Origin of the sequence: Hoyosella subflava DQS3-9A1 (assembly GCF_000214175.1) — a bacterium.
Taxonomy (GTDB): Bacteria; Actinomycetota; Actinomycetes; order Mycobacteriales; family Mycobacteriaceae; genus Hoyosella; species Hoyosella subflava.
Genome location: NC_015564.1, coordinates 2143864 through 2168530, shown reverse-complemented (window position 1 = coordinate 2168530; position 24667 = coordinate 2143864). Strand labels below are relative to the sequence as shown.

At 62.6% G+C, this 24667-nt stretch carries 23 protein-coding genes; 15 read left to right on the top strand and 8 right to left on the bottom strand.

All coding sequences use genetic code 11. The annotated features are described in order from the left end of the window. Nucleotides 1-385: 385 nt before the first annotated feature. Nucleotides 386-3463: a serine/threonine-protein kinase gene (locus AS9A_RS10125; protein ID WP_013806889.1), complete on the top strand. Its 3078-nt coding sequence runs from the start codon at nucleotides 386-388 to the stop codon at nucleotides 3461-3463. A gap of 9 nt (nucleotides 3464-3472) precedes the next feature. On the opposite strand, the gene AS9A_RS10120 is transcribed toward AS9A_RS10125, so the two are convergent. Continuing rightward, nucleotides 3473-4228, bottom strand: coding sequence for a hypothetical protein (locus tag AS9A_RS10120; protein ID WP_041451012.1), 756 nt, complete (start codon nucleotides 4226-4228; stop codon nucleotides 3473-3475). A 109-nt stretch (nucleotides 4229-4337) separates the two neighbouring features. Between AS9A_RS10120 and AS9A_RS10115 the strand changes: the two genes are divergently transcribed. The 12 genes from AS9A_RS10115 to AS9A_RS10060 all read left to right on the top strand — a co-directional run bounded on the left by AS9A_RS10115 (nucleotide 4338) and on the right by AS9A_RS10060 (nucleotide 16234). Continuing rightward, nucleotides 4338-5819 carry a DHA2 family efflux MFS transporter permease subunit gene (locus AS9A_RS10115; RefSeq protein ID WP_148262437.1) on the top strand — a complete coding sequence of 494 codons (1482 nt, stop codon included), beginning with the start codon at nucleotides 4338-4340 and terminating at the stop codon, nucleotides 5817-5819. A 324-nt stretch (nucleotides 5820-6143) separates the two neighbouring features. Then, the gene (gene ehuB / locus AS9A_RS10110; RefSeq protein WP_272942029.1) at nucleotides 6144-7019 is read left to right on the top strand and encodes an ectoine/hydroxyectoine ABC transporter substrate-binding protein EhuB; all 876 of its coding nucleotides are present in this window, start codon (nucleotides 6144-6146) and stop codon (nucleotides 7017-7019) included. Then, nucleotides 7016-7744: an ectoine/hydroxyectoine ABC transporter permease subunit EhuC gene (gene ehuC / locus AS9A_RS10105; protein ID WP_013806885.1), complete on the top strand. Its 729-nt coding sequence runs from the start codon at nucleotides 7016-7018 to the stop codon at nucleotides 7742-7744. The genes ehuB and ehuC overlap by 4 nt, the downstream gene beginning before the upstream one ends. A 2-nt stretch (nucleotides 7745-7746) precedes the next feature. Then, nucleotides 7747-8394: an ectoine/hydroxyectoine ABC transporter permease subunit EhuD gene (ehuD, locus tag AS9A_RS10100; protein WP_013806884.1), complete on the top strand. Its 648-nt coding sequence runs from the start codon at nucleotides 7747-7749 to the stop codon at nucleotides 8392-8394. Beyond that, on the top strand, nucleotides 8375-9166 hold the full coding sequence (gene ehuA, locus AS9A_RS10095) for an ectoine/hydroxyectoine ABC transporter ATP-binding protein EhuA (RefSeq protein ID WP_013806883.1): 792 nt from the start codon (nucleotides 8375-8377) through the stop codon (nucleotides 9164-9166). Before ehuD ends, ehuA begins: the two co-directional genes overlap by 20 nt. A 150-nt stretch (nucleotides 9167-9316) precedes the next feature. Continuing rightward, nucleotides 9317-10321, top strand: a complete 1005-nt coding sequence (locus AS9A_RS10090; protein ID WP_013806882.1) for an alpha/beta hydrolase — start codon at nucleotides 9317-9319, stop codon at nucleotides 10319-10321. A gap of 27 nt (nucleotides 10322-10348) precedes the next feature. Continuing rightward, the gene (locus AS9A_RS10085; RefSeq protein WP_013806881.1) at nucleotides 10349-11362 is read left to right on the top strand and encodes a YdcF family protein; all 1014 of its coding nucleotides are present in this window, start codon (nucleotides 10349-10351) and stop codon (nucleotides 11360-11362) included. An 80-nt stretch (nucleotides 11363-11442) separates the two neighbouring features. After that, the gene (locus AS9A_RS10080) at nucleotides 11443-12723 is read left to right on the top strand and encodes an alpha/beta fold hydrolase (RefSeq protein ID WP_049793707.1); all 1281 of its coding nucleotides are present in this window, start codon (nucleotides 11443-11445) and stop codon (nucleotides 12721-12723) included. 85 nt (nucleotides 12724-12808) lie between these two features. After that, nucleotides 12809-13708 (top strand): ABC transporter substrate-binding protein, encoded by a 900-nt coding sequence (locus AS9A_RS10075; RefSeq protein ID WP_041451011.1) that lies wholly within the window; start codon nucleotides 12809-12811, stop codon nucleotides 13706-13708. After that, nucleotides 13708-14826 (top strand): ABC transporter ATP-binding protein, encoded by a 1119-nt coding sequence (locus tag AS9A_RS10070; protein ID WP_013806878.1) that lies wholly within the window; start codon nucleotides 13708-13710, stop codon nucleotides 14824-14826. Before AS9A_RS10075 ends, AS9A_RS10070 begins: the two co-directional genes overlap by 1 nt. Before the next feature lie 2 nt (nucleotides 14827-14828). Next, the gene (locus AS9A_RS10065) at nucleotides 14829-15554 is read left to right on the top strand and encodes an ABC transporter permease (protein ID WP_237707903.1); all 726 of its coding nucleotides are present in this window, start codon (nucleotides 14829-14831) and stop codon (nucleotides 15552-15554) included. After that, a complete protein-coding gene (locus tag AS9A_RS10060; RefSeq protein ID WP_013806876.1) occupies nucleotides 15551-16234 on the top strand; it encodes an ABC transporter permease in 684 nt (227 codons plus the stop codon). The genes AS9A_RS10065 and AS9A_RS10060 overlap by 4 nt, the downstream gene beginning before the upstream one ends. Before the next feature lie 43 nt (nucleotides 16235-16277). Here the strand turns inward: AS9A_RS10060 and thpD are convergent, their stop codons facing one another. The 7 genes from thpD to AS9A_RS10025 form a co-directional block, all read right to left on the bottom strand. Next, nucleotides 16278-17198 (bottom strand): ectoine hydroxylase, encoded by a 921-nt coding sequence (gene thpD / locus AS9A_RS10055; protein ID WP_013806875.1) that lies wholly within the window; start codon nucleotides 17196-17198, stop codon nucleotides 16278-16280. A gap of 224 nt (nucleotides 17199-17422) precedes the next feature. Beyond that, nucleotides 17423-18070 carry an urease accessory protein UreD gene (locus AS9A_RS10050; RefSeq protein ID WP_013806874.1) on the bottom strand — a complete coding sequence of 216 codons (648 nt, stop codon included), beginning with the start codon at nucleotides 18068-18070 and terminating at the stop codon, nucleotides 17423-17425. Further along, nucleotides 18060-18782, bottom strand: a complete 723-nt coding sequence (ureG, locus tag AS9A_RS10045; protein ID WP_049793706.1) for an urease accessory protein UreG — start codon at nucleotides 18780-18782, stop codon at nucleotides 18060-18062. Before ureG ends, AS9A_RS10050 begins: the two co-directional genes overlap by 11 nt. 14 nt (nucleotides 18783-18796) lie before the next feature. After that, nucleotides 18797-19423, bottom strand: coding sequence for an urease accessory protein UreF (locus AS9A_RS10040; RefSeq protein WP_083826680.1), 627 nt, complete (start codon nucleotides 19421-19423; stop codon nucleotides 18797-18799). A gap of 4 nt (nucleotides 19424-19427) precedes the next feature. Continuing rightward, entirely contained in the window at nucleotides 19428-21149 is a 1722-nt protein-coding gene (locus tag AS9A_RS10035) for an urease subunit alpha (protein WP_013806871.1), read from the bottom strand. Beyond that, nucleotides 21149-21460, bottom strand: a complete 312-nt coding sequence (locus tag AS9A_RS10030; RefSeq protein WP_013806870.1) for an urease subunit beta — start codon at nucleotides 21458-21460, stop codon at nucleotides 21149-21151. The genes AS9A_RS10035 and AS9A_RS10030 overlap by 1 nt, the downstream gene beginning before the upstream one ends. A 19-nt stretch (nucleotides 21461-21479) precedes the next feature. Next, nucleotides 21480-21782, bottom strand: a complete 303-nt coding sequence (locus AS9A_RS10025; protein ID WP_013806869.1) for an urease subunit gamma — start codon at nucleotides 21780-21782, stop codon at nucleotides 21480-21482. A gap of 242 nt (nucleotides 21783-22024) precedes the next feature. Here AS9A_RS10025 and AS9A_RS10020 point away from each other — a divergent pair, with 242 nt between their 5' ends. Continuing rightward, the gene (locus AS9A_RS10020) at nucleotides 22025-22627 is read left to right on the top strand and encodes a LemA family protein (RefSeq protein WP_013806868.1); all 603 of its coding nucleotides are present in this window, start codon (nucleotides 22025-22027) and stop codon (nucleotides 22625-22627) included. A 90-nt stretch (nucleotides 22628-22717) separates the two neighbouring features. Then, complete coding sequence (locus AS9A_RS10015) at nucleotides 22718-24667, top strand: M48 family metallopeptidase (protein WP_013806867.1); 1950 nt, start codon at nucleotides 22718-22720, stop codon at nucleotides 24665-24667.

The following is a 24667-nucleotide window of genomic DNA, read 5'->3' as shown; positions in this document are numbered from 1 at the left end:
CACTGATCAGGGGCTTTACCGCCAAACGACGCACCGCCACCCGCGGCGCGGTGAAGAGTGCGGAACAAAGAATTAACCATCTCGCAGCGGTGGCAGCGCGGCCAGGTGGCCGATTCTCCACCCCTAGGGTGCCTGGATGCGCGACGCCCCCATTGAGAACCTTAAGAACACGAACCTGCACCCGACGTCGGGAACCGGAGGGTTTGCCGAGAGTACGGAAAACACCGGCAGCACGGTGTAATCGCACGGACGTAAATGGCGGCGCATTTGGAAATGCGCATCAAATCATAGACGCCGCTGGTACCGAGTGGGAAACTATGAATGGCTGCCCACGCGACAACCACAGCGGGAACGCTACACGTCCTCCAATAGGAGGCTGGGACGAATGGCAGAAGAAGGCGATACACCGACGCCTGGCGGTTCTGGGCCGGGGATTGCCGACGAGCTTTCGGCAGCCGGTTTCATCAATGCCCGAATGGTTGGACGAGGCGGGTTCGGCACGGTCTATCGATGCGTCCAGGCGGCAGTGGGGCGTGTGGTCGCTGTCAAGGTGTTGTCCTCCGACCTTGACCGCGACAACCGGGAGCGCTTCCTTCGCGAGGGCCATGCAATGGGGCGACTCTCCGGGCACCCGAACATCGTCAATATCATTCAGGTCGGTGCGACCGATTCCGGCCGCCCCTACATCGTCATGCCCTTCCACCCGCGCGATTCGCTCGCCGTCCGGTTGCGCCGCCATGGTCCTATCGCCTGGAGCACGGCAATAAGCATTGGCGTCAAACTCGCGGGCGCGCTCGAAACCGCGCATCGGTGCGGGACACTGCATCGTGACGTCAAACCCGGCAACATCCTGATGTCGGACTACGACGAGCCGCGCCTCACCGATTTCGGTATCGCCCGGATCGAGGGCGGCTTCGAAACCGCCACCGCGGCATTTACTGGCTCCCTTGCCTACACCGCACCGGAGGTCCTCGAGGGGCACAAACCAACTCGCGCGGCGGACATTTATGCTCTCGGTGCTACGTTGTTTGCACTGATCACGGGTAAAGCAGCGCATGAGCGGCGCACCGGAGAGGAACTCGTCGCACAATTCGTGCGCATCACGACGCAGCCGTTACCGGACCTTCGGGAACGAGGCATACCCGACGATATTTGCGCCGCGATTGAGAAGTCGATGGCGCTTCGCATAGACGATCGCTGGCAGTCCGCCGAGGAGCTCGGCCACGAACTTCAGGCTGCTCAGGAACGTCACGGCCTGCCCGTAGACGATATGGCGATTCCCGAGTTCGACGCTGACGATCTCGATACCGCCAGCGCTGCGTGGCCGGCGGACGGCGCGGCCGACTTCGAGGAGACCGAGGCCTCACCACGCGCACCCGACTTCACCGCGCCGAGCGAAGTACGGCCACCCACCGGGGAAAGCCGCGAAGCGCAGCCGCCCAGCATCCCAGTCGCGCCTTTGCCCCCAGTAGCGAACCCCGCAATTCCAGTGACGCCGGAACCCAGTCCAGGGCCACCGGATACGCCGCCATCACGCCGGAACTCTCGTGTGCTGACTTATGCCGCCATCACGCTCGTTCCCATTCTTGTCATCGCGGTAGGCTGGGCGTTGTGGCCGCGCACAAGCCCGGCGACCTGCACACAGCCCCCCTATTCGGCTGAAGAATGCACGTTCGAAACCGTGGCTGATTCCTGGTCACCGTACCCAGATGCGCCACTAGCCCGTCAGCAGACAGCGACGGCTGTCGATGACGGCGGCATCGTCTGGGTCATTGGCGGGCTCGACGAAAACGGAGCGAGCACCGACGCGGTACGGGGCTACGACCCCGGCGGTGGAAGACAATGGCGGACAGGTCTCAGTCTCTCGGAGCCGGTGGACCACGCAGCCGCCGTGTTCTACAACGGGGAACTCGTTGTGATTGGCGGCTGGCTGGACGGGGGAAGCACCACCACTGGCCAGGTACTCGCCCTCCGCGACGGCCGCAGGTGGGTCGAACTGCCTCCCCTCAATCATCCGCGAGCAGCGGCCGCAGCGGCCGTCGCGGCCGGCAAGATCGTGGTGTTCGGCGGGCAGTCAGACGGCGAACTGGTCCCCGAAACCGAGGTTTTCGACGGTGAACGATGGGTCGACGCGGCTGCGATCCCGGTTCCGCGTGAACATCTGGCAGCCACGACCGATGGGTCCTTCGTGTACGCGGTCGGAGGCAGACAGCTGTCAGTTGATGACAACAGTGCTGCGCTCGACCGATACGATCCCGTGGCGGACACGTGGACGAGTTTGCCTGACATGCCAACGCCTCGCGGTGGCCTCGGTGCAGCATTCGCCGATGGGCGCATTCTCGCGGTGGGCGGCGAACTCCCCGACCGGGTCAGCGGTGTCACCGAAAGCTACGACATCGCCGCACAGACGTGGTCTCAGCTGCCTGAGATGAGGACCCCTCGCCACGGCATGTCTGTCGCCGCGGTGAGGGGTGAAATGTACGCAATTGGCGGAGCGAACCAGATAGGTCACCGCGGAACCACCAACGCTACGGAAACACTCCGTATCCCGGCTCCGCGCACGGACCCGGATTGGTGGGTGGAAACCGCGCGCTCCAACACGCCACGGCAGTGGGCAGCAGCAGCGGTCGTCGACGAACTCTTGTGGGTAGCGGGCGGCATAGATGATCGCGGGTCCACCACTCTCGTGGAGGCGTTCGATCCGAGCGGCCGGCCGCCAGATTGGCGCCGCGGGATCGCTCCCCCGCTGCCTATCGACCTGAACCACGCGATGGCGGTCAGCTACCGCGGGGAACTCTTCGTTATCGGCGGCTGGTCTGCCGAGGGCGGTGACACGTCGGCTATCGTTTCGGATCGCGTGTTCGCATTGCGTGACGGGCAGTGGACTGAAGTCGCGTCGCTGAATCACCCGCGCGCCGCCGCAGCAGCCGCGGTCGTGGGGAACCGGATCGTTGTGTTCGGCGGCCAGGCCGACGGTGAATTGGTGGGACCTACAGAGGTGTTCGATGGCAGTGAGTGGACTGTCGCCGGTGAGATTCCAACTCCCCGGGAACACCTCGCAGGCGCGAGCGACGGCACATACGCCTATGCGATCGGAGGACGCACCCTCACCGTCGACAACAACTCAGCTGCGGTCGAACGATTCGACCCCGCTACCGGCGAGTGGGCTTTCATGCCGAGCATGCCCGAAGCGCGAGGCGGCGTCGCGGCTACCTACGTCCCCACCGCGGCACGTGAGGGTTACATTGTCGTGGCGGGCGGCGAGGAGTCTGCGCACGTACTCAGTATCGTCTACGCGCTCAATCCAGCGACGGGTGCGTGGACCCAGCTGCCTGATCTGCAAATCGGCCGTCACGGAATCGCGCTGGCAACGATCGGCGACACCGTCTACGCGATCGGCGGTGCGACACGGCCAGGCCACACCGCCTCGACGAACGCGGCGGAGACCCTGCGCTTCGGATGAGATCCGTGTTCAGACGCACAAACCATCGTCGGTGACGCCGCGTGCGCACATCACGGTGCGCTCCACGGTGCGCAAAGCAACCGTTGCGTTGTCCTCAATACCGAACACCAGCAACCGATATCCCATTGTCGCGTCGTCTCCGAGCCCGATCACATCGAAGGTGACTTCGTGCAGGTCCCCACGGGTTGCCGGGCCTGACTGCACGACACGCGCTGGTGGCTCCGCGGGCGCGAAATAGTCAGCAACCATCTCACCGAGATCTTCAACCGAGCCTGCCGTGTATCGGCCTTCCGATTCAACGATCTCACTCGTAGCGTCATCGGTTTGACCGAGCTGCGAAACGTTTCGCGCGTTAAGCCAGCCGCTGCCCTCGTCGCTCTCGACCTCGAACCATGTCGAGTCGGGCAGTTGCCAGTTGTTTCCAGTTGCGGACAGGGTCGCCGTCAGCGGGTCAAGGTCGGCGACGACCGATTCCGTCGCCCCCGGGTCCTCGAGCAGCGCGATCGTATCCGGGTAGGTCACGCCGACGATCGCTACGTCCGCACCCTCGGACGGCCCAAACAGACTTGGTTCACCGGGCAGCGCATCTTGATCCTCGTCCTCTGTGGGCGCCTCGGTAACCGGTTCCTCAGCCGTGGCAGGCGAGGTGCCCGGAACCGTCGTTTCCCCTGGATCTGGCGCATCTGGCTGTGCGCAGGCAGACACTACAAGGAACGCCACTGCGGCGCCCGCGACGACAAGTCGTTGCTTTACACGGGAGTCCATGAGCCCCATGCTACGACCAGGTGCCCGGTTTGCGGATAACGTCGCAGCAGCCGTGACCCTGCCGATACCTCGGGCTTTCTCATGAACGCAGATGGGCGAGGATGGAGGCATGCCTACGCCCACGACTTCACCTGGTTCCCCGGTGACGGCCGCCGCGAACCCCTGGGCCGGGCTGTGGGCTTTGTGCCTCGGCTTCTTCATGATCCTGGTGGACACGACAATTGTGACGGTCGCGACCCCGACGATCATGCGGGAACTCGATACCGATATTGCGACCGCGGTGTGGGTGACGAGCGGCTATCTGCTGGCCTTCGCGGTGCCTTTGCTCATCACGGGCCGGCTCGGAGATCGGTTCGGGCCCAAACGCGTGTACATGGCCGGGCTCATCACGTTCGCCTGCGCATCGGTCGCATGCGGTCTGTCCGGCAGCATTGCCATGCTTATCGCGGCCCGTGTGGTGCAGGGGCTCGGGGCATCGCTGATGTCGCCGCAGACAATGGCGATCATCACGCGAACGTTTCCGCCCGAGCGTCGCGGCGCGGCAATGGGTATGTGGGGTGCGGTGGCGGGAGCCGCAACTCTCGCTGGTCCCCTGCTTGGCGGTGTCATCGTGGGCACGCTCGGATGGGAATGGATCTTTTTCGTCAATATTCCGCTGGGTATCCTCGCGTTCGTGCTCGCGTGGCGGCTCGTGCCGGATCTGCCGCGGACTGCACGACGTATCGACGCGCTGAGTGTGGCCCTCAGTGCGTGTGCGGTTTTCCTCATCGTCTTCGGCATTCAGGAAGGGTCGAAGTACAACTGGGGAACCATCACTGGATTCGTTTCGATACCGCTCCTCATCGCGACCGGTGTCGTGACCTTTGCGCTTTTTCTGCTGCGCCAGGCGATCGGGACGCATGACCCACTACTGCCACTCTCGATCTTCCGTGACCGCAACTTCTCACTGGCCGCCTTCGGTATCTCCACTATGGGTTTCGCCTCGGTGAGCATGTTCCTGCCAGTCATGCTCTACGCACAGGAAGCCCGCGGATTCACAGCTGCCCGGGCCGCGCTGCTACTAGTGCCAGTGGCCGTGCTCGCAGGCGTCCTCGCGCCAATGGTGGGGCGCGCTGTTGATCGTATCGATGCCCGGGTAATCGCTGTGCCTTCCTTCCTTCTTCTCGCGGCGTCCACCGCGTGGCTCGGTCTGATCATGCGTCCGGACACCGATTTCTGGCTGCTCGTGATCCCGCTGACGCTCATCGGCATTGCCAACGCGGGAATCTGGTCACCGCTGTCAACGACGGCAACGCGCGCGCTGGCGCACACCGTCGCGGGAGCAGGTGCGGGCGTCTACAACACCACCCGGCAGACGGGAGCTGTACTCGGCAGCGCGGGGATTGCCGCGTTGATGGCGACGCGCAGTACCGCACTGGGTGTACCGGTAGCTGCAGACGGCGACACGGTTGTCGACGCAGGGTCCAGTGAGGCGTTCAGTATCGCGATGGGGCAGTCACTCTTCCTCCCCGCAGCCATCCTGCTAGCTGGTGCCGTGGCAGCCTTCTTCTTCATACCGCGTCACCGTCGGGCTCCCTCACGGAACACGTAAGGTCCGAGCCTGCCAGCGTCGACGCCATCCACTGCGCGGATTTCCCGTATTTCGTTACATCTGGATCACGTATCTGGTGATCTGATCCAACGCGGCTGCCGACTGGGGCCGAGGTGACTAGGGTCAGGTCCGTTCTATTTGCCAGTGACTAGACGCCAAAAACAACGAGAAGGCATGCGGGTCGATCGCGAGCAGAATCGTGGCGCGTGAGTGCGTGTGAGCACGGCGGGCAGGGTTGTTTCGTATGCCGCAGATGGAAGGGAAACCGTCCCCGTGGAGACGACAGCAAGGAAAGCCCTCAGTAGTGTACGGCGAACTGGATACTTGGCGGGTGCAACGGTGTTTGCAGCCGCGCTGAGTGGCTGCGCCAGTGGATCACTCACAGTTGACGAACTCGCCGAGCAAGGCTCCATCAGCGTTGGCTTCGCAGGAGAAGCGCCCTACAGCTTCGAAGAGGGCGGCCAGCTCACCGGTGGTACGGTCGCACTGCACCGCGAGATCTTCGGTGCACTCGGCATTGGCGAAGTCGACGGTATTCAGACGGAGTTCGGTTCACTGATCCCCGGCCTGAACGCCGGTCGCTTCGACGCCGTCAGCGCTGGCATGTCAATCCTGCCGGACCGGTGCGAGCAAGCAGCGTTCAGCGAGCCTGAAATCGTGTACACGACCGCCTTGATGGTGCCGGAAGGCAACCCGCAGGGGCTGACGGACATGCAGTCCATTGCTGATGCTGGCGCCAGTATGGTGGCCCTGACCGGCGCGATCGAAGTCGATTATGCGAATGCGCTCGGCATCGACGTGACACCCGTGGGCAACCCCGTCGACGGCATGGACGCCGTGATCGGCGGGCGCGCAGACGTGTTCGCTCTCACCGGCGTCTCGCTGAACTACATGGCCGAGAACCGTCCGGACGCGCCCGTCGAGGTCACCGAATCGTTCGTGGCAGAAATCAACGGAGTCCCACAGGTCGGTGCTGGCGCGACCGTATTCCGCCAGGATGACACGGAACTTCTCGACGCCTATAACGAACAGCTCGCGGAGATCAAGTCTGACCCAGATCGCTGGCTCGAGATCATGGAGCCCTTCGGATTCAGCATCAATGAGCTCCCCGGTCCGGAGCTCACGACCGAAATGCTCTGCGAAGGTGTCCCCGGTATCGATGACGCCGGCGATGGCGGTGCCGACGAGGACGGTGAATGAGCAATTTCGACGCGTTAAGAGAAGCGCTCCCCCGCATCATTGACGGCATAATCGTCACTGTGCAGCTCACGCTCGGGGGAGCGTTGCTCGCACTCGCTGTCGCGATAGCGTTCGGGCTCGCCGCGCGTCTGCACAATCCTTTTGTGCGGGGCGGCGCCCGGGCGTTCATCGAGGTCTTCCGGGGTACCTCCCTGTTGGTGCAGGCGTTCTGGCTGTTCTTCGTTCTCCCCGCGTTCGGGATCCGTCTCGAACCGATCGTCGTTGGGATTCTGGCCCTGGGTCTCAACTATGGGGCGTACGGGGCCGAAGTGGTGCGCGGCTCCATCAACGCTGTGCCCAAGGTCCAGTGGGAGGCCGCGATCGCGCTGAACTTCAGTCCCGCACAGCGCATGCGCCGGGTGATCTTCCCGCAGGCCTGGGTCCTGATGATTCCGGCGCTGACGAACCTCATGATCCACCTCCTGAAAGGCACCGCGATCGTCACTGCGATCACCCTGCAGGACTTGACCTTCCAGATCAACCGTCTCCGGGAGAGTACGGGTGACACGTTCTTCGCCTTCGGTATCGCCCTCGTCATCTATTTCGTACTCGCCTACATCCTCACGCTGGTGATGCAAGTCGTCGAAGCGCGTGCGAAGTTCAAGCTCGGGCGCGGCCCTTCCATGCGCGAGATATTCAAGCTCAAACCTGACGTCGACGAGGCCGTGACCGTGGGGAGGAGGTAGCCATGTGGAGCTGGCATCACGCGTGGGAGTCGCTGCCGGTCCTGCTGGAAGGCTTCCGCATCACTCTGCTCGCCACTGTCCTGGGTTTCGCGATCGCCGCCGCTGTCGGCCTCGTCGTGGCAGTGCTGCGCATCACGCTGCCGAAATGGGCCAGCTGGCCGCTGCACGCGGCAATGGAGTTCGTCCGCCTCACACCACTTGTCGTGCAGCTCCTGTTCGTCTTCTACGCGGTACCGCCCGGCGTATCCGGACTCCAAGTCGGCATTATCGTGCTGGGCATCCACTATTCGGCCTACATGGCTGAGGTGTATCGCGCTGGCATCGAGGATGTGCCGAAGGGACAGTGGGAGGCAGCACGGGCGTTGTCGCTGCCGCCGACACGCACCTGGCGGGCAGTGATTCTCCCGCAGGCCATCCGGCGGATCATCCCGTCGCTCGGCAACTATGCGGTGTCGATGTTCAAGGACACCCCCTTCCTCTTCTTCATTTTCGTGGCTGAAATGGTGACCCGGGCACAGCAGTATGGCGGGCAGACGTTCCGCTACACGGAGCCGATTACCATCGCTGGAGTCATCTTCCTCATTGCCAGCCTCGTAACCGCCTACTTCATCCGGAGACTGGAGAACCGTTATGCCAAACAGCCAGGGTGAACCTAGCCCGAAAATCCGGTTTGAGGACGTCGTCAAACAGTTCGGTGACAACGTTGTGCTCGACCATTTGAACTTCACCGTCGATCGCGGTGAAAAGGTCACACTCATCGGACCGAGCGGCTCCGGTAAGACGACCATCTTGCGCCTGCTGATGACGCTCGAGAAAGTAAACGAAGGCGTCATCTGGGTCGATGACGACCCGTTCTCGCACGAAATGCGGAAAGGCGCTCTCACCCCGGCGAGCGAGAAGTACCTTCGGCAGGCGCGGCGCAAAATCGGGATGGTCTTCCAGCACTTCAACCTCTTCCCGAACATGACGGTGATCGAAAACCTGACTGAGGGACCGGTCCACGTGCTCGGGCGAAGCAAGGACGAAGCAGTCGACCGCGGCAGAAAACTTCTCGACATGGTGGGGCTTGCGGAGAAGGAGAATGCGCACCCTTCGCAGCTATCAGGCGGTCAGCAGCAACGTGTCGCGATCGCACGAGCACTCGCGATGGACCCGGAAATCCTGCTGCTTGACGAAGTTACGTCAGCACTGGACCCCGAACTGGTCGTCGGTGTGCTGAATGTTCTGCGCGACATCGCGCACTCGACCGACATCACCATGCTCATCGTGACGCATGAAATGCAATTTGCGCGCGATGTTTCGGACCGCATTCTCATGTTCGACAAAGGCAGAATCATCGAAGAGGGCGCACCTGAGCAGATCTTCACTGAGCCACGAAACGACCGCACGAGAACCTTCTTGCACGCCGTGATCAGCCACTGAGTATCCATCAGCGGACGGCCAGCATCGGCCTATGGCAGGAGCGGACGGCGCCGCAAACCGGGCCCCGAGTGGTCTAGTTCACGAACTTACACGTACGCTCTTGTCGATCGTGATAAATCTTCCCCTGTGGACTGCGACAAAGGAGCACGCGTGGGTAAGGCACACAACACTGTCGGCCGCGGCCGGCGAACGCCTGGGCTCAGGATTCTGATCGCGCTGGCCGCGTTACTCCTCCCTCTCGTCGTCAGCACGGCCCCAGCAGGTGCACAGCCCGGCCCGCGTGTCGATCGAATCGATCGCATCGGTGACCGGTTCGCGATTGTGCATGTCTACTCCCCTTCGATGAATCGCGTCATTCCCAATGAGGTGTATCTTCCTGCCAACCAGGGCGCGGCAAGCCCGACGCTGTACCTCCTCAACGGAGTCGACGGTGGCCAGGAGGGCAAGAGCTGGTTCCAGAGCACCCGGCTGCGTGACTTCTTCTCAGACAAGCACGTCAAGGTCGTCAGCCCGATCGGTGGTCGTTACAGCATGTACGCCGACTGGCGGCATCCCGACCCGGTGCTGGGCGTAAACAAATGGCAGACCTACATGACGTCGGAACTGCCGATCGCGATCGATAACGCATTCCCGTCGACGGGGCGCAACGCGGTGGGTGGTCTTTCCCTCAGCGCTGCGTCCGCTCTCGACCTCGCAGTCCAGGCACCGCACCGGTACCAGGCAGTTGCCTCTTACAGTGGCTGCGCCCGGACCAGCGCACCGGAAGGGATCGCGGCCAATGCGGCGGTCGTCGCATTCGGCGGCGGAAATGTTTTCAACGCCTTCGGCCCGCCGGGTGACCCCGCCTGGGTTCGGCACGATCCTTTCGTCAACGCGGAACGCCTCCGCGGTAAAGCAATCTACCTCGCGGCCGCAAGCGGTATCCCGGGCCCCGCGGACGGAGTGACGGGCCTCGCTGTCATTGGACAGACCCTAGGACCGGGGGCCGTAGAGTTCGCAACGAACCTGTGCTCGATGGCCTTCAAGAGCCGACTGGATTCCCTCGGCATTCCCGCGACGCTCTCTCAGCAGGCGACCGGTGCACACACCTGGGGGCTGTTCGAGCAGCAGATGCGTGACTCGTGGCGAGTGATCGGCCCCGCGATCGGCGCATGACGGCGAACGCCCGCTAGCGTTGCCTGTGTGATCTTCCTGATCCTGGCACTGACGCTGGCGGGCATTTTCCTGTACCGGTTCCAGAGAGAGCCGCGGCGCCTCAGCAACGGTGTCTACTTGATCTTCGCTCTCTTGCTGGCGGCGCTCTGGGCGATGACCGGTGACACCGCGACACCACTCCCCGCACTCCTCGGTATCACGGTCCTGTCCTCGCCCTTGCTCGTTCTCGCGCTTGCCGGTTTCCTGCTCACCAACGGTGTCGTAATGGTGCGCCGTGAGGGCGTGTCAGCCGCCAACATGCTGTCCTTCCTGGCTGGATTCCTCCTGCTGGCGCTGCCGGTAGGTGCAGCGCTTGCCATCGCATCCGGCTCTCCCCTGCTCACCGTGGCCGCCCTCTCCCTCACGCTCGCGAGCACATACGCCGGTTTCGCGTTCACCTGCTTCCTGCTTTATGCATGGGTGTACAGTCGGCTTCCCGTGCGCCGCGGGCACGGTGCGATCATCGTGCTCGGCGCTGGGTTGCTCGATGGCGAGATCCCGCCGCTACTCGCCAATCGGCTCGATCGTGCGCTCGCTCTCTACGAACGCGAACGCAAAGCGGGCCATCAGCCGGTCATCGTCCCATCGGGTGGTCAGGGCGATGATGAGCCACTACCCGAAGCGCAGGCGATGGCATGGTATCTGACAAGCCGTGGGATCACCGACGCGGAACTACTGCCTGAAACACGCTCCACATCAACGGAAGAGAACCTCCGCTACAGCAATCGCGAATTGATTGCAGCGGGTGTGGAGGGGCGCCTCCTCGTCGTGACGAGCAATTATCACGTGCTTCGCGCCGCGATTTTGTCACGCCACCTCGGCCTTCACGCGCACGTCACGGGCGCACCGACAGCACGCTACTACCTGCCGAGTGCATTCCTGCGCGAGTTCGCGGCACTGATGGTGCAGTACCGGGCGCTTAACTTAACGGCATGTGGTGTGCTGATGGCGGTCCCACCGCTGCTGTACCTGGTGGGTGAAGCGCTGCACACTGCCTGGTAGTGCGGGGTTGCGCTGAGAGCACAAGGGACAGATTTCAACGGCCCCACCATAAGTGAGCTTAATAGCCTACGGTGGGTGGCATGACGATAGCGTCCCGTGCACGGCCCGCGATGCCGTGGTTCCGCCGGACTGTCGCCGCAGGTACCGCGAGCGCGCTGATACTTACCGGAGGGGCCGCGGCCGCGGGCGCGCTACCAGGTGCGAATTCCCCTGTTCAGCAGCAGTATCTTTCAGCACCGATCCTGTCCGGTATCGATGCGACGGACATACCGTCGCCCCTGCCTCCACAGGGCAGCTTGATCAGATCGTCGCCGCTCGACAGCGCCGTGCGTGTCCCCGATTCGGGGCTCAGCTACCGAATCCTCTACTCGACGCTGAATCACCGGGGCGAGCCGGCAGTCAGTACCGGGACAGTGTCTGTCCCTCCGGGCACGCCGCCGCCCGGAGGCTGGCCCGCCATCATCTGGGGTCACGGGACCACAGGTATCGGAGATGACTGCGCTCCCTCCACATTGCCGAGTAGCCCGTCGCGAGAAGTCGCCGCCAACTACCCTTCCTACTGGCTGCGTCAGGGCTATGCCGTCGTCGCCACCGACTACGCAGGCCTGGGGACCCAGGGCCTTCATGCCTATCTGAATACCCAGGCCGCTGCAAACAGCATGCTCGATGCGGCAACAGCGGCGCACGGGCTTAATCTGCGGCTCTCGCGGACCGCCGTTGCGCTCGGACATTCTCAGGGTGGTGCCGCAGCCCTCGCGGCCGCCAGTGCCGCGCCCACCGGTAACGGTGCGCTGGATTTCCGCGGGGCGGTAGCAGTCGCCCCGGCAGCACACACAGACGCCTTGCGGCAAAGCGTGCGACCATCACCAGAAACTCTTCCCGGAAACCTCACCGCCTACGCTTTTTACGCACTTGCTGGTTTCCGAGATACCTACCCTGACCTGGACATCGACGCCCGTCTCACCGGCAAGGGCCGAGAACTTCTTGCGCTCGCGGAACGTCTGTGCAGCTCAGAGATGGGCGTTGCGGCACGGCCCTATCGCATGAGTGAGCTCTTTGCTGAGCCGCTCAGCGACATCCCCGGGTTCGATCAGGCTCTCGACGAATACATGCGGCTGCCCTCGAACGGCTACTCCACGTCGTTGCTCATCGTCAGCGGCCTTGATGACGATCTGCCTCCTGAGCCGGCAGTCCGCCTCGCCGAGGAGATCCAGGAAAGCGGTGGCCATGCGGTAAGCCGCACGTATCCAGGCGCTACACATGTAAGTGTGCTCGAGCATTCACTTGATGATGTGCAGAGTTTCATTGGTGCACTCTTCAGCCCCAACCCGGAGCGGGCATTAGATGCGGCGGGATTTTAGCGAAATACGGTGAACTGGGGCGCATTACGGGCGTGGCGCGAATAGGGTCATCACAAGCAGTGCTGACCGTCGAGGAGTTCACGTGATGAAACGAACTGGCCGCCTAGTCGCCGCATTAACAATCAGTGCTCTTGCGCTGACAGCATGCTCAGGAGAACCCAGCGACCCACTCGCGACCGACGGGCCATCCGGGCAGGTCGTAGTGGGTTCAGCCAATTTCCCGGAGAATGTTCTGCTCGCGGAAATCTACGCGCAGGCGCTCGAGGCAGAGGGCACGACTGTGCGGCGCCAGTACAACATCGGCAGCCGCGAGATCTACTTCGGGCAGGTTGAGCGCGGGGCGATATCTGTGCTCCCCGAATACAACGGAGCGCTGCTCGCCTACCTGGACGACGGGAGCGACGCTCGGACGACCGACGAGATCAACGAAGAGCTGCGCGCGGCGCTCCCCGAAGCGCTCACAATTCTTGATTCCGCGCCTGCGGAGAACAAGGATTCACTGGTTGTCACCCAGGAAACCGCAGATGAATTCGAGCTGAGTTCGATCGAGGATCTGGCACCCGTTGCCGCAGATATGCGTATCGGGGCGGCCCCTGAGTTCCGGGACCGGCAGCAAGGACTCGTTGGGCTCGAAGAGGTGTACGGCATCGAGTTCGGCGAGTTCGTGCCCACCGATAATTCCGGGCCAATCACGATCAGCTCGCTCGAACGCGGAGATATCGATGTTGCGAATATCTACTCGACAGACCCGTCACTGACTACGCGTCCGTTTGTCTCACTTGACGATCCGGAAGCGGTGTTCGGTTCGCAGAACGTCACCCCGCTGGCAGGGGCAGAGGCACTTGGTGAGGAGAGCATCTCCGTGCTGAACGACGTGTCCGCCCGGCTGACCACTGAAGCTCTGACCGAACTTCTCAGCCAGGTCGTCATTGAACGTCGTGACGTCGACGAAGTTGCCCGCGAGTGGCTGGAATCCGCTGGTTGATGATCACTTTCGATGAGGTTTGTAAGCAATATCCGGACGGGACGACCGCCGTCGATGGCCTGTCGCTGGACGTGCCCAGTGGTTCGCTGACGGTTTTCGTCGGGCCGTCCGGGTGCGGAAAGACCACGTCGCTGCGCATGATCAACCGGATGATCGAGCCGACATCCGGCCGTATCATGCTTGGCGGCCAAGACGTCCTGACCCGCGACGCCCACCACCTCCGACGCGGGATTGGTTACGTCATCCAGCATGCCGGACTATTCCCGCACCGCACCGTTATCGACAACGTCGCCACCGTGCCGAGATTGCTTGGTGCCTCACGCCGGGAGGCGCGGTCGCGCGCCGCGGAGCTACTCGAACGTGTCGGACTGGGCAGCGAGTTCGCGAAACGCTACCCATCGCAACTCTCAGGTGGCCAGCAACAACGCGTCGGGGTAGCACGTGCACTCGCGGCGGACCCTCCGGTGCTGCTGATGGACGAGCCTTTCTCCGCTGTCGACCCGGTAGTCCGTAAAGATTTGCAGCAGGAACTGCTGCGGCTGCAATCGGAGATCAGTAAGACGATCGTCCTCGTCACCCACGACATCGACGAAGCGATCACTCTAGGAGACCGGGTCGCCGTCATGAGGCCTGGAGGTACGCTCGCGCAATACGCGGCCCCTGCGGAACTACTGACCGAGCCTGCCGATGATTTTGTGGCCGAGTTTCTCGGCCTCGATCGAGGCGTTCGCCTGCTGTCCTTCTTTGGCGCGAATGGCCTTCCGCTGCGCACCGACATCGTGGTGTCGCATTCACGCCACGAACAGCTCCCGGCAGCGCACTCCGGTGAATGGGTACTGGTCACCGACGACGATGACCGTCCACTCGGCTGGCTCGACGGCGCTGCTTCCGGCGACGGGACATCACTCGGCTCCGCTACGCTCCACAGCATCGGGCACGGATATACACCGGAGACCGATTCCTTGCGCGCTGCACTTGACTCCGCGGTCCTCTCCCCCTCGGGACACGCGGTTGCGCTGGACGGGGACCGTAGAGTCCTCGGTGTCATCAGTCAGGAAGACCTCGCACAGCAGATCCGCAACGCACACCTTCACTCGTCGCGGAAGGCAGCACCGTGATAGTGGCGCTGTCAACGTTCAGCATCCCGAGCTACCTCGGCACATTCACCGAGTTGCTCGGCCAGCATTTGTACATGGCGCTCACCGCATCACTGCTCGGGCTCGTCATTTCGCTGCCCGCGGGGCTCGCGTGTGTGCGGTGGCCGCGTTTGTATCCTCCTGTACTTGCAGTTGCGAGTGTGCTCTACTCCATCCCCTCACTCGCGTTCTTCGTGCTGCTGATCTCCTTCACCGGCATCACACCCACCACCGTGATCCTCCCCCTCGCGCTTTACACGCTTTCCGGACTGATACCGAATGTCGTGGACGGCCTGCGTTCGGTTCCAGCTGAGACTCGACAGGCGGCCACCGCGATGGGAATGCGCCGTCCGCGTCAGCTGGTCACAATCGAGCTGCCCCTCGCATTCCCGGCCGTGATGGCTGGTCTCCGCGTCGCGACAGTCGCGAACATCAGCATGGTCAGTGTGGGTGCCCTGATCGGCATGGGAGCTTTCGGCTCCCTCTTCACCGCCGCTGCGCAGCTCGACCGGGTAGAACTCGCTGTGACTGGCATCCTCATCACGATCGTCATGGCGCTGACCGTAGATCTCGCGCTGCTAGCCGCACAGTGGTATGCGACGCCATGGACGCGTGCTGGCGGCTCAGCACCGATTGCACGGCGCACACCCTTCCGTTCTCTGCGCCGCGCCACGCGCCAGACGGTCGCACCGGGGGTGCGTACTTCATGACGACGCTCTGGTTCTATTTCACTGACTTCTTGAGCAACCCGGAGAGCTGGCGAGGCACCGACGGCATCCCCAACCGGATGATGGAGCATGCCCTCTACACGATTCTCGCGCTCGTGATATCGATCGCCCTGGCATTTCCTGTGGGTCTGTGGACAGGTCATTCGGGTCGCGGCGGCGCGGCACTCACCGCTATCGCCAACTCGGCTCGCGCACTCCCCACCTACGGAGTACTTGTTCTGCTCGTGGTCATGATGGGCATCGGGCTCGTCCCCGTCCTGATACCTCTCGTGGCGCTGGCTATACCCCCGATTCTCCTGAACACTCATGAAGGTATTCGCGCGGTCAGTCCGCAATTGACCGACGCTGCACGAGGAATGGGCATGACAGGTTCGCAGGTGCTGCTCAGGGCAGAACTCCCCGTCGCACTGCCTTTTATCCTGGTCGGTATGCGGACCGCTGCCGTTCAGATCGTGGCGACCGCCACGATCGCTGCTGCGGTCAGTTTCGGTGGCGTCGGGCGCCTCATCGTCGACGGTCTGGCTCGGCGTGATTTCACGCTTGTGGTGGGCGGAGGCATCCTTGCGGCCGTGGCCGCACTGATCGTGCTCGCGTTCTTCGCTGCGCTGCGACGCTTCCTTGTGTCTCCTGGGCTGCGCGCGCACGCCAAGGGCGGGCACTGAGCCGGAGCGATCCGGACGTACCCGCCCTGTGAGCTGCGTGCAACTAGGCGAACGGCGACCCTGTTATGGGTGTCAGCGGTGTGAAATCGCGGCTGCCGAGATGCTCCGGGCGCGGTTTCGTTCCTGCGAACGGCTGCTCGAGCACATTGTCCACGCTGTTGAACACCAGGAAGATGTTCGCACGCGGGTAGGGCGTGATGTTGTTCGACGACCCGTGCATTGAATTCGAATCGAAGAACAGGGCGCTGCCAGCCTGCCCGGTAAACTGCTCGATACCGAATTCGTATGCGAGCTCCGTGATCGCATCCTCGCTCGGCACACCGATTCGCTGTTCCTGCAATGAGGATTTGTAATTGTTTTCCGGTGTTTGGCCGACGCATGGCACGAATGTGCGGTGCGCACCTGGCATCAGCATCAGTCCGCCATTGAACGGATAATTGTCAGTTAGCGCGATTGATAAACTGACGGCGCGTGGGACGGGCATTCCATCTTCTGCGTGCCATGTTTCGAAATCGGAATGCCAGTAGAACCCCGTACCTGCAAATCCCGGCATGCAATTTATCCGGCTTTGATGAATGTACACGTCAGACCCAAGGATCTGCCGAGCACGATCGAGAATTCGCGGGGTTCGGATCAGTTTGTCGATCAGGGGGCTCACCTCGTGCACCGCGAAAATCGAACGAACTGTGTCGGAACCGCGTTCCCGCACAATCAGTTCGGTCTTCGCAAGCTCGGGATCAGCCGAAAGACGCTCGACTTCCGACCAGCAGTGCTGAATCTGCGCCGGTGTCAGGAGTCCTTCTTCAATGTGGAAGCCCTTCGCGTCGTACCGGGAAAGGGCGTCGGCCGTAAATGGTCCCGGAGTGCTGCCCCAGGTTGTGGGATGAGGGCGGCCAAAGGAGGCTGCCTGTGAGGAAAGACGCGAGGGATAAAGATCACCGATCGCGTTCCGAGCGGTTGTCATAAACACACCCTCCTAAATCAGAGCCTGCAGCAATAAGCAGGCACAGTTATTAGTCGGACGCAACCACGGTAACGCAGTCCGCGTGACCGTGGAAACTCACGGATGCAACGGCGGCCGTACCGGCGTTGCAGCGGGTGCCGAATTCACCCTCAATTAGTGGCGTAGATCACAGATGTCACGCATTGCGAAATGCGGAGCTGCGGTGCGGACGGACCCACTGCGGTTCAGAGGCTTTCCCCCGTCCACGTCATGAGAGAACCGCCTAGCGGGAGAGGCACCCGAAGACCAAGACCACCTGGGCTCTCATCAATCAGTACCTCCTCTCCGCAGCCTGGATAGTTCAGTTCGCTGGTGAGCGCGCGCGGCGTTCCAAGCACATCGCCGTGGCCTAGTTCCAAGGTGTGCATCACCATCGGAACCGTGTCCACCCGGGCGCTCAGCGTGCCGCGCCAGAACCCCAGACCGTGTTCGCCCCACCGGCCGATCTGAACGCGTTCGCGCAGCCGCACTGTGGCAGACGCAGCGAGGTCCAATTCGGTCGTCGCGTCGTGCTCCGCCCGGCCAGCAACGATCATGGGTTCTGGCTCCCAATCCAGATACCCGTCGGTTTTGACGCCAAACATCCAGTTCGAAGCGGATCGCACAGACTTCTCCCCCGGCAGCGCGACGGAGGCCGCCACGGATCGCACAATAAGTCGCGCGCCGTCGCCGACCGTCACTCGTACGCTGATCTCATCGCCACCGAGCGGAGTCATCGCTGTTCCGATCACATGGACCGTGTCCGGCCCCGTTATCCGCGCTGCCAGGCCACCCGACGACCGGATGCGCGGTGAGCGGCCTTTTTCTGCGTCGATTACCAGTTCAGTGCGCATGTACTCCGTCTGCTCCGGATTCTGATTCCGTTCCGGAGCCGAGCCGCTGCACCTGCGCACGCACCCACGCCAGCACTGGACCCGCTGTGGGGTCTTGCGTCAAGGAGGTGAAAACGGTGGGACGGTTTTCCCGGACCTTGGTAGCGTCGCGCTCCATCACCGAGAGGTCCGCACCTACGAGTGGGGCGAGGTCAGTCTTGTTGATCACGAGCAGATCCGAATACGTGACTCCAGGCCCACCCTTCCGGGGCACTTTGTCTCCACCCGCCACGTCGACTACGAAGATTTGCACGTCGATCAGTCCGGTGGAGAACGTCGCGGTCAGGTTATCCCCACCCGACTCGACAAAGATGAGATCGAGCGGCTGATTCGCTTCGATCAGGTCATCGATCGCGTCGAGGTTCGCGGTGATGTCATCACGGATCGCTGTGTGGGGGCAGCCTCCGGTCTTGACGGCAGTAATACGTTCGTCCGGAAGCACTGCGTTGCGGCGCAGAAAATCGGCATCCTCGGTCGTGTAGATGTCGTTGGTGAGGACAGCGAGTGACAGTTCCGCACACAATTCCCGGCACAGACTGGCCACAAGCGCTGTCTTACCCGAGCCCACTGGCCCGCCAATGCCAATGCGCACTGGTTCGCCGGGGCGCCGCTCGCGTGCAGGGCGGGCTGCAGCATGGGAATGTGGTTCTCCATCTAGAAGATGCGGGGGCATTAGCACTCTTTCTCTCAGGACACGAACAGCGGCATCTCGCGGCGGGTGTGCCGCTCAGCCAGAACATCGAACAATGGGTCAGATAAGCTCTGCAGCCCGGTAGCCGCGCGCTGGGCGGTCGCATCGCACAGCGATGACAGGGTGAAGGTTATGCGGGTCACGTGCGCCGGATCGAGCGCGAGCAGTCGTTGCGCTGCCGTGGCTGATCCTGTCATCGATGTATAGACAACGGCCAGTGCGGTCTCCTGCGGGGTGAGGTCACATCTGCGGGCGACTGTGCCGGCGACCACCGGCAGGTGAGGCTTGGCAGTGAAGCCGGTCCAGTCGTCGTCGGGCCACACACTGCGCGCCAGCCGGAGAAACCCTCTGCCCTGTGCCCGGGATGCGGCACGGGCGGCTGGTGACGGGGTGCGCGCGTCTGTCTCGGCATCAGCCTCGCTGGTGTTGAGTCCGTCGCACACCGCAGCGGCGACCGAGCCTGCCACTAGACCGCTGGTGCGGATTCGTCGTGCTAAAAATGCCTCGAGGGTGCCCAGGTCGCGAACAAAACCGGACGTAACGGCCTCTTCCATGCCACCGGAATGGACGTGTCCCCCGATTGGCAGCCTCGTATCAGCGAGGGCGAGAAGATTACTCAGCATCACGTCAGAACAGAAAGTACCGCTGAGCCATGGGGAGTTCCGCAGCTGGCTGCTCGTCCCACACTTCACCGTCGATTCGCACCGTGAACGTATCGGGATCTACCTCAATCGATGGGCGGGCATCGTTGAGCGGCATGTCGGCCTTACCCACCGTCCGAGTGTCCTTCACCGCGACGAGGCGGCGATCGCAGTCGAGTCGCTCCGCGAGACCATCTTCAAGCGCGACCGGCGCGACGAAGTGGACCGATGTTGCCGCGGCGACCTTGGGTGCGGCACCGAACATGGGGCGCGGCAATGCGGGCTGAGGAGTGGGGATCGAGGCGTTCGCATCGCCCATCGCGGCCCACGCGATTGCACCGCCTTTGACAACCGCATGGGGGCGGACGCCGAAGAAAGCCGGTTCCCAGAGAACGAGGTCCGCGAGCTTTCCCGGTTCGACCGAGCCAATCTCACCGTCAAGGCCGTGCGCGACAGCCGGGCAGATTGTGTACTTCGCTATGTAACGCTGCACGCGATTGTTGTCCGCAGGTCCGTCACCGGCTAATGCACCCCGCCTTTTTTTCATCATGTGTGCTGTCTGCCAGGTCCTCATGATGACCTCACCGACGCGCCCCATCGCTTGCGAGTCACTGCCGATCATGGAGATTGCCCCGATGTCGTGGAGCAGATCCTCCGCCGCGATCGTTGAGGGCCGGATCCTGCTCTCCGCGAAAGCCAGATCTTCCGGTATCGAAGGGCTGAGATGGTGACACACCATGAGCATGTCAAGATGCTCGTCTACCGTGTTCACGGTGTGCGGACGGGTGGGATTAGTCGAACTCGGCAGCACATTCGGGTGTGACGCTACGGTGATGATGTCAGGCGCATGGCCGCCCCCTGCACCTTCGGTGTGATAGGCGTGGATGCTGCGGCCTTTGATCGCGCCGAGCGTCGATTCGACGTAGCCAGCCTCATTGAGTGTGTCGGAATGCAGGGCAACCTGGATACCTGAGGCGTCGGCCACCCGTAGACACGCGTCGATTGCTGCAGGTGTCGAGCCCCAGTCCTCATGCAGTTTGAGGCCGGACGCCCCGGCGCGGATCTGTTCCCACATGGCATCCTCACTGACCGTGTTGCCCTTGCCGAGCAGCGAGAAGTTCATCGGCGAGGAATCAAGCGCCTCCAGCATGCGGGCGAGATGCCAGGCCCCAGGGGTGACAGTGGTGGCTTTGCTGCCCTCAGCAGGACCCGTGCCGCCGCCGATCAAGGTCGTGAGCCCGGATCCGATGCCCTCGTCGAGAATTTGCGGACAGATGAAGTGCACATGGCAGTCGATGCCGCCTGCAGTGAGGATTTTGCCGTTGCCTGCGATGATTTCAGTTGATGGGCCGACCACCAGGCTAGGGTCGATCCCGTTCATCGTGTCTGGGTTACCGGCCTTGCCTATTCCCACGATCCGCCCGTCGCGGATGCCGACGTCCGCCTTGATGACGCCCCAGTAGTCAACAATGACCGCTCCGGTAATGACCGTATCGGGCGCACCGTCCGCGCGTGTGGCGCGTCCTTGACCCATCGACTCGCGCAGCACTTTACCGCCGCCGAAGACGGCTTCGTCCCCCGCTTTGCCAGGCCCGCCGGACCGATCTTCGGTGATTTCAATGAAGAGGTCAGTGTCCGCGAGCCGGATGCGGTCACCGGCAGTGGGCCCGAATAGCTCCGCGTAGCGCGCTCGACTTATTCGTGTCATCAGCGATCCAGCTTTCCGGGAGGGGTGAGGCTCAGGCCATGGACTTCGCGGGTCCCACCAAGGGGAACAAGCGACACAGTGTGCGCGATGCCCGGTTCGAACCGGATCGCGGTGCCCGCGGGAATGTCGAGTCGATGCCCATGCGCGGCTTCGCGGTCAAACTCGAGAGCGGGGTTTGCCTGTGCGAAGTGAAAGTGGCTGCCCACCTGCACGGGGCGGTCGCCGGTATTGACAACCTCAGCCTCGATTCGCTGAGCACCGTCGTTCAATGTGAGTTCACCCTCAGCGGTGATGACTTCCCCAGGAATCATGCGGCCTCCTCGGGCGCTGCTAACGAATGGGATGGTGGACAGTCACAAGCTTCGTACCGTCAGGGAAAGTTGCTTCCACCTGGACGTCGCGCAGCATCTCGGGGACACCCTCCATCACGTCGTCACGCGTGAGAACTTCACGGCCAGTCGCCATGAGTTCGGCGACGGTACGTCCGTCGCGAGCGCCCTCGAGTACATGGTCGGTGATGAGCGCGACCGTCTCCGGGTGGTTGAGTTTCACGCCACGCGCTTGCCGTCTTCGTGCGAGGTCCGCGGCATAGCTGATCATCAGCCTTTCTTGCTCATGCGGCGACAAACGCATCGAATCTCCTCCGGCTGGGGCACGGCGGCGCTCGGGACTGCTCAGCGCTCGGCAAGAGCGACGTTAGCAGCCAGTTCACCAAGTGTCGTTCGGCGATTCGGAAAAGGCGAAAGCTGTTAACGGGGGCTTAACGTGACACCGCCGCGCAGTGTTGACGAGACTGAGCAGCCAGCGAAAACGACAGGCTGTGAGATGATGGGACAAAACGAATCCGAACCCACAATTTGTTAGGGGGGTCGCAGGTGACTGGAGTTCTAGTCGGACTCTTAGTAGTCATTCTCATCATCGCCGTTATCTCCGTGATCGCTGTCGTCAGCATCTACAACGGGCTGGTAACGCGCCGCAACGGTTACAAGAACGCATTCGCGCAGATCGACGTCCAGTTGACTCGTCGGCATGATCTCATTCCGAACCTGGTCGAGACTGCCAAGGGCTACATGAAGCATGAACAGGGCACGCTCGAGGCTGTCATTAACGCGCGAAACTCGGCTGTGTCCGCGCAGAACAGTGCCCGCCAGAACCCCGGCGACCCGAACTCCATGAACGAGCTTGCGGGCGCGGAGAACACGCTGACGCAAACGCTGGGGCGCCTGTTCGCACTCACTGAGTCCTACCCGGATCTCAAAGCGAACCAGAATATGATGCAGCTTTCCGAGGAACTCACCTCCACGGAAAACCGTGTGGCTTTCGCACGCCAGGCGTACAACGACGCTGTCATGGCCTACAACAACAAGCGGGAAGTGTTCCCCTCGAACATCATCGCGGGAATGTTCAACTTCCAGGCTGCTGCACTGCTCGAAGCAGAAGGACCTGACACGCGTCAGGCCCCGCGCATCACCTTCTGAGGGCCGCTCGATCAACGGGACGCGCGTCACTGACTTCGCGTCCCGTTGTGGTTTCACTGTTAGGGGTCGATGTGCGCGTGGGAGAGACACATGAATTTCTTTGAGCGCCAGAAACAGGTGCGCCGGTCTTCGACAAGGCTGGTGGTGCTGTTTGTGGTCGCAGTGCTGGCAATTGTGACGCTCGCGAACCTTCTGGTCGTTGTTGCCTCGCTTTCTGGCGGCTCGGACCCGGGCGAGGTGGCAACATTCGCGGTGCTGGTGACGATCGGGACGCTCGTCTTCATCGGCGGCGTGTCATTCGTCCGGACCATGTCGCTGCGCAGCGGCGGTGGGAGCAAGGTCGCGCTGGCGCTCGGGGCGGTACCGGTGCCCGACGACACGACGGATCCGCATCTGCGCCGCTACCGCAACGTCGTGGAGGAAATCGCGATCGCCTCGAGCACGCCGGTCCCGGATCTGTTCGTGATGCCAGGTGAACGCGGCATCAATGCGTTTGCTGCGGGCTACACGCCTGCAGACGCCGCGGTGGCCGTCACCCAGGGGGCACTCGAGCGGCTCAATCGCGACGAACTTCAGGGTGTGATTGCCCACGAGTTCAGCCACATCATCAACGGCGACATGCGCCTCAACATCAGGCTGATTGGCGTGCTCGCGGGACTAACGGCACTGTCTGTTATTGGTCGGGTCCTGCTCTATTCGGGCGGCGGCAGGCAGCGAGGGAACAACAACGCAGGTGCTCCCATCGCGCTCATCGGCATCGTGGCACTGATCGCCGGATTCATCGGGGTGTTCTTTGGCCGCCTCATCAAAGCAGCCGTGTCGCGTCAGCGCGAGTTTCTCGCCGACGCATCCGCCGTTCAGTTCACTCGCCAGACCTCCGGGCTCGCGGGCGCACTCAAGAAAATTGGCGGCCTCGACGATGGCTCGAAACTGCGCAACGCGAAGACTGAGGACGTCAGTCACATGCTGTTCGGCGAGGGGATGAACTTCTCATCGCTCTTTGCGACGCACCCTCCACTGGTGAAGAGAATCCAGACGCTCGAACCTGAGTTCAGCCCTGAAAAGCTCGCGGACCTGCAACAGCGGTGGCGCTCGAATCCACCGTCTGGGCTGCGCGAGGACGTCCAACTCGGGCTCGTGGCCGACCACGATATCCCGCCCTCACATGCCGCCGGTGCACCGAGGCGGCAGGCACCGTCGCCGAGTGCGCGTTCTCAATCTCCCATCTCCGTCGATCCCGCTGCAGTCGTCGCGGGCATCGGTGACCCCTCCTCAACGTCGTACGCGCACGGCGAGCGCATACGACGCGATATCCCGAGTTCGCTTGCCGACAAGGCTCACGACGGCACTGCTGTCGTGCCACTCGTGTTCGGTCTGCTGATGTCCAACGAACACGACGTGCGGACACGTCAGCACGCCATAATTGCCACAAAATATGGTCGTGAAGTAGCAGATGCGTCCTGGAACACCGGTGGCGAGGTACAGCAACTTGACCCTCATCTGCGGCTCCCACTGGCAGAGATTGCGTTCCCGGCCCTGCGCCACCGTGGTTCCGACGATGTCCGGGAAATCATGGGTACCCTGAGTGACCTCATCGCCGCAGATGGCCGCGTCAGCGTGTTCGAATACTGTCTCGGCACACTGGTATTCACCGGTTTGCACGAAGTCCTGACGCACAAGCCGCGCTGGGGAGGCCGCCGCCACAGCCTCAGCGGCAGCCGTGATGCGGTGTCCACGCTGCTCGCGGTTCTCGCGCGCGTAGGAAATGACGAACAAGCCGCTGCTGAGAAGGCATTTCAGGCCGGTATGAACGTGGTCTTTCCCGGTCAGCAGGTGACCTTCGCGCTACCGGACGATGGCATCCTCGCGCTCGAGCATGTATGGCCGATTATCGACGGACTCGCTGGAGAAGAGAAAGGCAGACTCGTCGAGTCCGTCGTCACCACAGTGATGGACAACGGCCAGGTGACGCTGGAGGAAGGCGAACTCATCCGCACGGTGTGTGCTGTGCTGCACTGCCCAGTTCCACCTCTAGCCTGA